Source organism: Ectopseudomonas oleovorans (assembly GCF_029845265.1).
GTDB lineage: Bacteria > Pseudomonadota > Gammaproteobacteria > Pseudomonadales > Pseudomonadaceae > Aquipseudomonas > Aquipseudomonas oleovorans.
On the sequence record NZ_JAOCLK010000003.1, the window covers coordinates 164,468 to 171,770 of the forward strand.

Annotated in this window: 9 protein-coding genes; 8 read left to right on the plus strand and 1 reads right to left on the minus strand. The window is 59.4% G+C overall.

The window, feature by feature from the left end; all coding sequences use genetic code 11:
- Window positions 1-3 precede the first annotated feature (3 nt).
- Complete coding sequence (gene arsB, locus N5J71_RS03095) at window positions 4-1,083, minus strand: ACR3 family arsenite efflux transporter (protein WP_003460650.1); 1,080 nt, start codon at window positions 1,081-1,083, stop codon at window positions 4-6.
- 109 nt (window positions 1,084-1,192) lie between these two features.
- Between arsB and N5J71_RS03100 the strand changes: the two genes are divergently transcribed.
- From N5J71_RS03100 to N5J71_RS03135, 8 genes are all read left to right on the plus strand, one after another.
- Complete coding sequence (locus tag N5J71_RS03100; protein ID WP_279916269.1) at window positions 1,193-1,975, plus strand: metalloregulator ArsR/SmtB family transcription factor; 783 nt, start codon at window positions 1,193-1,195, stop codon at window positions 1,973-1,975.
- A gap of 22 nt (window positions 1,976-1,997) precedes the next feature.
- Window positions 1,998-2,468, plus strand: a complete 471-nt coding sequence (locus N5J71_RS03105) for an arsenate reductase ArsC (protein ID WP_037042840.1) — start codon at window positions 1,998-2,000, stop codon at window positions 2,466-2,468.
- 18 nt (window positions 2,469-2,486) lie between these two features.
- Complete coding sequence (gene arsH, locus N5J71_RS03110) at window positions 2,487-3,197, plus strand: arsenical resistance protein ArsH (RefSeq protein ID WP_108233205.1); 711 nt, start codon at window positions 2,487-2,489, stop codon at window positions 3,195-3,197.
- Window positions 3,198-3,216: 19 nt separating this feature from the next.
- Entirely contained in the window at window positions 3,217-3,717 is a 501-nt protein-coding gene (locus tag N5J71_RS03115; RefSeq protein ID WP_084341529.1) for a cyclin-dependent kinase inhibitor 3 family protein, read from the plus strand.
- A 23-nt stretch (window positions 3,718-3,740) separates the two neighbouring features.
- On the plus strand, window positions 3,741-4,745 hold the full coding sequence (locus N5J71_RS03120) for an ArsJ-associated glyceraldehyde-3-phosphate dehydrogenase (RefSeq protein WP_279916270.1): 1,005 nt from the start codon (window positions 3,741-3,743) through the stop codon (window positions 4,743-4,745).
- 18 nt (window positions 4,746-4,763) lie between these two features.
- Complete coding sequence (gene arsJ / locus N5J71_RS03125; protein WP_279916272.1) at window positions 4,764-5,987, plus strand: organoarsenical effux MFS transporter ArsJ; 1,224 nt, start codon at window positions 4,764-4,766, stop codon at window positions 5,985-5,987.
- A 27-nt stretch (window positions 5,988-6,014) separates the two neighbouring features.
- Window positions 6,015-6,818: a class II glutamine amidotransferase gene (locus N5J71_RS03130; protein WP_279916273.1), complete on the plus strand. Its 804-nt coding sequence runs from the start codon at window positions 6,015-6,017 to the stop codon at window positions 6,816-6,818.
- Window positions 6,819-6,877: 59 nt separating this feature from the next.
- The coding region (locus N5J71_RS03135) for a tyrosine-type recombinase/integrase (protein ID WP_279916274.1) at window positions 6,878-7,303 on the plus strand (426 nt) is incomplete at its 3' end.

Here is a 7,303-nt window from a genome sequence, read left to right on the forward strand (position 1 = left end):
CCCCTAGCGATTGTTGAGGCTGCTCTCGTACCAGTTGCGTGTGCTGTTGACCATGCGTACCAGCCATAGCATCACGGGCACTTCGATCAGTACGCCGACCACGGTTGCCAGGGCGGCACCCGAGTTGAATCCGTACAAGACAATGGCCACGGCTACGGCCAGCTCGAAGAAGTTGGAGGCGCCGATCATGGTGGCCGGGCCCGCTATGTCGTGGCGCACTTTCAGGGTATGGCAGAGCCAGTAACCCAGTGCCGCGATGAACAGCGTCTGCACCAGCAGGGGGATCGCGATGATGCCGATTATCAGAGGTTGCTCGACGATGGACTCACCCTGGAAGGAGAACAACAGAACCAGAGTGGCCAGCAGAGCGATGATGGAAAATGGCGAAATCTTCGCCAGCACATTCTCGAAATAGGCTTCGCCGCGCTTCATCAGTTGAGCCCGCAGAAACTGGGCGATGGCCAGCGGGATGACGATGTACATCACCACGGAAAGCAGCAGGGTGTCCCAAGGCACCGGGATCGAAGAAACGCCCAGCAACAGCGCCACGATAGGCGCAAAGGCAAACACCATGACCAGATCGTTCAGTGCCACCTGGGTCAGAGTGAAGTTGGCATTACCCTTACACAGGTTGCTCCAGACAAACACCATCGCCGTGCAGGGCGCCGCACCGAGCAGGATCAAGCCGGCCATGTAGCTATCCAGCTCTTCGGCGGGCAGCCAGGGCGCAAACACCTGCTTGATAAAGAACCAGCCAATCAGCGCCATGGAAAACGGCTTGACCGCCCAGTTAACGAACAGCGTGACGAACATGCCGTTCTTCTGCTGGCGCACTTCGCTGATGGCGCTGAAGTCGATCTTCATCAGCATCGGAATGATCATCACCCAGATCAGCAGGCCAACCGGGATATTGACCTTCGCCACCTCCAGGGCGCCGACGGCCTGAGCCGCTTGCGGCACAACCAAGCCAAGCACGGTGCCCACCACGATGCACAGGAACACCCACAGGGTCAGGTAGCGCTCAAAAACTCCCAGTGGAGCCCCAGAGGCCTGCTTCATCGCGACTTCACACGCATTTGTCATCTTTGCTGCCTATCCTCGTTCCCTTGGCGCGCAACGCGCAGCATATTCACTTTACTGCATATTCGAAAAATAATATATTTGCTCATGTGCATCTTTGATAGGGATCAACATGAGCCAGAAAAAGCGCGTCCTGTTCCTCTGCGTCGCGAACTCCTCACGCTCGCAGATGGCCGAAGCCCTGCTGCGCCACACCGACTCAGAACATTTTGAAGTCTACAGCGCAGGCTCCGCCCCCACTGAAGTCGACACCCGAGCCCGCAACGCATTGGAGCAGCTTGGTGTTCCCACTGATGGGCTTTACAGCAAGTCCATCGAGCAGGTCGCTGGCGAGCCGTTCGACTATGTGATCACCCTGTGTGACAAGTCCGCCCTGGAGTGCCAGGCACTTCCAGGGGCCGGTGAGTACATCGCCTGGAACTTCGAAGACCCAGCGACCAGCTCGCAGAAAGATGCCTATCGCAAGACCCTGCATGAGATACATGAACGGATAAAGATGTTCGTGCTGATCAAAAGTAAACCGGCGAATGAAGCTTCCACCCTGCATGCCATGTCGCCAACCGAGGTCTTCAAATGCCTGGCCGAGGAAACGCGGGCGCGAATCGCCTTGCTGGTGACTCTGGAACAGGAACTCTGTGTCTGTGAACTGACCTCGGCACTGGAAGAGGCGCAACCCAAGATATCCCGGCACCTGGCCCTGCTGCGCGGCTGTGGTCTGCTGGAGGATCGACGCAATGGTCAGTGGGTGTACTACCGCCTGCACCCGCAGCTGCCGGAATGGGTGACCGATATCCTCAAACAGGCCCTGGACAACAATGCCGAGTGGTTGCGCCAGGATGTGCAACGCCTCTGGCAAATGCGAGATCGCCCTGGGCGCAAGCCGGCCTGCGATTGAATACCAGCCATTGAGGATGACCATGAACGTTTTATTTCTCTGCACCGCCAATAGCTGCCGCAGCATCCTGTCGGAGGCTATCTTCAATGCGATGGCTCCCAAGGGCATGCGGGCCTTTAGCGCAGGCAGCTACCCCAAGGGGGAGGTCAATCCGTTGGCTTTGCAGGCACTGCTTGCAGCTGGGTTCGGTGTTGAAGGCCTGTACAGCAAATCAACCGATGCCCATCAGGCTCTCGCCCCTGACATCGTCATTACCGTCTGCGACAAGGCAGCCGGAGAGGCCTGCCCGGTTTTCTTTGGCCCGGCGACTCGTTGTCACTGGGGACTGAGTGACCCATCCGACGTTAACGGATCTGAGGCGGAAATAAACGCCGCGTTTGCAGCCACCATCCAGCAGATCCAGAAGCGAGTGAGCGCATTTATCGCGCTGCCCTTTGCTCAACTCGACAGCGATGCGCTCAAGGCCGAGCTGAACAGGATCGGCTCGTTGTAGCCCAAGAGGTAAGAACCCATGATCGACAACCTGCCCAACGTCGCCGAGGAGCTGTTTGCCCGCTCTATCCCGACAAACCTGGGCCTCGCCGAAGGCGAGCACAAGCCGCGCATTCTGCTGCTCTATGGCTCCAATCGTGAGCGCTCCTACAGCCGTCTGCTGACCCAGGAAGCGGCGTGCTTGCTGGAAGCCTTCGGCGCGGAAACCCGAATATTCGATCCTTCCGGCCTGCCCATGCCGGACGATGCCGACAGCAGCCATCCCAAGGTCAAGGAACTCATCGACCTGGTGCTCTGGTCTGAAGGTCAGGTGTGGTGTTCACCCGAGCGCCATGGCGCCATGACCGGCGTATTCAAGTCGCAGATCGACTGGATACCGCTGACCATGGGTGCCATCCGCCCCAGTCAGGGCAAGACCCTGGCCGTGATGCAGGTCTGTGGCGGCTCGCAATCCTTCAATGCGGTTAACCAAATGCGTGTGCTGGGGCGCTGGATGCGCATGTTCACCATCCCCAACCAGTCTTCAGTGCCCAAGGCCTACCTCGAATTCGACGAGGCCGGGCGCATGAAACCTTCCAGCTATTACGACCGCGTAGTGGACGTCATGGAGGAACTGGTCAAGTTCACCCTGCTGCTGCGCGGCCACAGCGACTATTTGGTCGACCGTTACTCGGAACGTAAAGAGTCCGCTGAAGAACTCTCCAAGCGCGTCAACCAGCGCGCCATCTGACTGCCAGGAAACCCTCTCAATGAATCACCCCTACGACCTGCTCAGCATTCCCGGCATCCAAGGCAAACTCATCTTCACGCCCTGTCCCGGCACCAAAGACAGCAGCCTTGTCGACTCGCTGGCCACGCTGAAACAGGCCGGTGCCTCTGCCGTGATCAGCCTGATGCCGGCAAGCGAACTGGCCTCCAACGGGGCCGAGGACATCGGCAAGCAATGCCAGGCGCAGGACATGGCCTGGTTCCACCTGCCGGTGGCGGATGAGCAAGTACCGCTCGAAGATTTCGGCCAGGGCTGGAAAGCCTGCAAACAGAGCATCCTTGAGCGGCTCAATGCGGGCCAGGACATCGCCATCCACTGCAAGGGCGGCTCGGGACGCACCGGGCTGATTGCGGCGCGGATCATGATCGAGGCCGGCATTCCCCGCGCCGATGCCATTGCCCTGGTGCAAGCCCTGCGTCCCAAGGCTATTCAACACCCTGCCCACATCAACTGGATCACCCAGTTCGATGCTGCCCACTAACTCCAGTAGATGAGTCGAAAAACATGGCTATCAAAATTGGTATCAACGGTTTCGGTCGCATCGGTCGTTTGGCGCTGCGCGCCTCCTGGGACTGGCCCGAGTTCGAATTTGTCCGCATCAATGATCCGGCAGGCGATGCCGCCACCCATGCGCACCTGATCAACTTCGACTCGGTGCACGGTCGCTGGCACCACGAAGCCGGCAGCGAAGGCGATTGCGTGGTGATCGGCGGCAAGCGCATCCAGGTCACCGCCAACAAGGCGATTGCCGACACCGACTGGTCGGACTGCGATCTGGTGATCGAGGCCAGCGGCAAGATGAAGACCGTGGCGGTATTGCAGGCTTACCTGGATCAGGGCGTGAAGCGGGTCGTGGTCTGCGCGCCCGTGAAGGAGAAAGGCGCACTGAACGTGGTGATGGGTGTCAACCAGCAGCTGTTCAATCCAGCCGAGCACCGCATCGTCACCGCTGCCTCCTGTACCACCAATTGCCTGGCTCCGGTGGTCAAGGTGATTCACGAGAACCTCGGCATCCGCCATGGCTCGATCACTACCATTCATGACCTGACCAACACCCAGAGCATCCTCGACACCCCGCACAAGGATCTGCGCCGTGCACGCGCTAGCGGCATGAGCCTGATCCCGACCACCACCGGTTCGGCCACCGCCATCGCCGAGATTTTCCCCGAGCTGCGCGGCAAGCTGAACGGCCATGCCGTGCGCGTGCCGCTGGCCAACGCCTCGCTGACCGACTGCGTGTTCGAAGCCGAGCGGGCCACCACGGTGGAGGAAGTCAACCAACTGCTGAAGGCGGCTGCCGAAGGCCCGTTGAAAGGCATCCTCGGCTACGAGGAACGCCCGCTGGTCTCCATCGATTACCGCACTGACCCGCGCTCCTCAATCATCGATGCGCTGTCGACCATGGTCATCAACGGCACTCAGGTGAAGCTGTATGCCTGGTACGACAACGAATGGGGCTATGCCAACCGCACCGTGGAGCTGGCCAAACTGGTCGGCCTGGCCGTTTAACCAAGTAGGGATGCAAGCATGAAGGCGTTGTCAGCCCTGGCCCCGGAGGTCAAACAGTACCTGCTGGTGACCGGCAATTACTGGGCATTCACCCTCACCGATGGCGCCTTGCGCATGTTGGTGGTGTTGCACTTCCACAGCCTGGGCTACAGCCCCTTGCAGATTGCCGCGCTGTTTCTGTTTTACGAGATCTTCGGCGTAGTCACCAACCTGGTCGGCGGCTACCTCGGCGCCCGATTGGGCCTTAATCGCACCATGAATATCGGCCTGGCGATGCAGGTGGTCGCACTACTGATGCTCACCGTGCCCGCCGCCTGGCTAACCGTGCCTTGGGTCATGGGCGCACAGGCGCTGTCGGGGATCGCCAAAGACCTCAACAAGATGTCGGCCAAGAGTTCCATCAAACTCCTGGTGCCCGATGCCCAGCAGGGCACGCTGTACAAGTGGGTGGCAATCCTCACCGGCTCGAAGAATGCGCTCAAGGGCGTGGGTTTCTTCCTCGGCGGCGCCCTGCTGGCCGTGCTGGGTTTTGCCGGCGCGGTATTGACCATGGCCGGCGTGCTGGCGGTGATCTGGATCGCCAGTCTGTTCCTGTTGAAGAAGGATCTGGGCAAGGCCAAAGCCAAGCCCAAGTTCAAGGACATCCTTTCCAAAAGCCGGGCGATCAACATCCTCTCCGCCGCGCGCCTGTTCCTCTTTGGCGCCCGCGATGTCTGGTTTGTGGTTGCCCTGCCGGTTTACCTGAGCACGGTTTTCGGCTGGGACTTCTGGATGGTCGGTGGCTTTTTGGCCAGCTGGATCATCGGCTACGGCATCGTGCAGTCCTTCGCGCCAGCCCTCACCGGCAAGCGCAGCGGGCATGTGCCCGATGGTCGCGCTGCGTTTCTCTGGGCGGCGCTGCTGGCCGGCATTCCGGTTGTCATTGCCCTCGGCCTAGATAGCGACTGGCCTAAGCAAGTGGTGCTCGTGGGCGGACTGCTGATCTTCGGCGGCGTGTTTGCCATCAACTCGTCGCTGCACAGCTACCTGATCGTCAGCTACGCCAAGGAAGACGGCGTGTCGCTGGATGTCGGCTTCTACTACATGTCCAACGCGCTTGGCCGGCTGGTCGGGACACTGCTGTCTGGCTGGGTCTTCCAGCAATACGGCCTGGAAGCCTGCCTGTGGGTCTCCAGCACCTTTGTCGTGTTGGCCGCGCTGATATCCATCGGTCTGCCCAGGCATCAGCAGTTGGCGAGCTAAGCCAATACCCTATCCGGAGCACGCGCCATGTGTGAGTTGCTGGGAATGTCTAGTCGGTATCCCGCGAGACTGACCTCGTCACTCATGAGTCTGGCAGCACACGCAGGGGGCTCCAGCAGGAACAGCGATGGCTGGGGCATTGCGCTCTACGATGAGCGCGACGTGGCGGTGTTTAGAGAAGCTGGTCGGGCTAGCGAGAGCCCGCTAGTACAGCTCCTGCTGGCTGGAGGGCCCTGTACGACACTGGCACTGGGGCATATTCGACATGCAACCCAAGGTGCCAGGACGCTGGCTAACACTGCACCGTTTACCCGAGAGTTAGCGGGTCGAATGCACGTATTTGCCCACAATGGCAATTTGCATGGCATTGATCTTTCGCTCGCTTCCGGTTCGTTCCAACCGATTGGCGAGACTGACTCGGAACACGCTTTTTGCGCGCTGCTCGGAAAACTAGAAGCGCTTAATATCAGCGCGGATATGCCAACGCTGAAGCAGCGCCTCGACCTGATTGCGAGCTTTGCCATCGAGTTGCGTAAGCTCGGCCCGGCTAACTTTATGTATGCGGATGGTGATGTGCTGTTTGCCCATGCTGACCGCCGCTTGCAGGTGGACACGGGGCTGGTGGCACCTCCAGCCCTATATCTCTGGCAGACCCCGGCAATGAGTCCCGCGCAACAGCCCACGGATATTTCGCCTGACGCAGGCATTGCGCAGCAGCAGGTAACGCTAATCGCCAGCGTGCCCCTGGCCTGTGAGGGATGGCAGCCAATGAAAGAGGGTGAAATCATTGCCGTGCGTTCAGGCGAGATACTTGAAACGCTGTTTATCTAAGCGAAGTTTATTCGCCTAACTGCGGGGACTACCAGCGCCGATTTCCGGATTCCGTCAAAGTGACTAAAGCCGTGGAGGTTGATCAGGCGCAAAGTCCTCTTCCTGCCCAACCTGCTATCGCTGTACCCGTTGAGGTGCCTTCCGCGCCGACCACTGACTGCTTGACGGTGAAAGAGGGCGTCATGCTCTGGCTGCGCGTGGCAAAGAGCGGGACGGCGTCGACCACGTACCTCAATTACAAGTGCAAAGCAGGCCATGTGATTCGCTACTTTGGCGATACACCCATCAATCAAGTAACGATTCAGGATCTGAGACTGTTTCGTAACCACCTGGTGAAACCCGAGGACGGCTCCAAGGGGCTGTCACCGAAGACGGTTAACGACGTATTGACCGTGGTTAGAGGCGTCTGGGCAGACGCCAAATCAAACGACCTAATTTCGAGCGATCACATGAAAAACATCCACAACTGCGGATTTCGGAGCACT

Bases quoted from the DNA above. Each gene is read 5' to 3' on its own strand.
- N5J71_RS03115 (WP_084341529.1), top strand. From the start codon at position 3,217: ATGAATCACCCCTACGACCTGCTCAGCATTCCCGGCATCCAAGGCAAA.
- N5J71_RS03130 (WP_279916273.1), top strand. From the start codon at position 6,015: ATGTGTGAGTTGCTGGGAATGTCTAGTCGGTATCCCGCGAGACTGACC.
- N5J71_RS03105 (WP_037042840.1), top strand. From the start codon at position 1,998: ATGAACGTTTTATTTCTCTGCACCGCCAATAGCTGCCGCAGCATCCTG.
- N5J71_RS03120 (WP_279916270.1), top strand. From the start codon at position 3,741: ATGGCTATCAAAATTGGTATCAACGGTTTCGGTCGCATCGGTCGTTTG.
- arsJ (WP_279916272.1), top strand. From the start codon at position 4,764: ATGAAGGCGTTGTCAGCCCTGGCCCCGGAGGTCAAACAGTACCTGCTG.
- arsH (WP_108233205.1), top strand. From the start codon at position 2,487: ATGATCGACAACCTGCCCAACGTCGCCGAGGAGCTGTTTGCCCGCTCT.
- arsB (WP_003460650.1), bottom strand. From the start codon at position 1,083: ATGACAAATGCGTGTGAAGTCGCGATGAAGCAGGCCTCTGGGGCTCCA.
- N5J71_RS03100 (WP_279916269.1), top strand. From the start codon at position 1,193: ATGAGCCAGAAAAAGCGCGTCCTGTTCCTCTGCGTCGCGAACTCCTCA.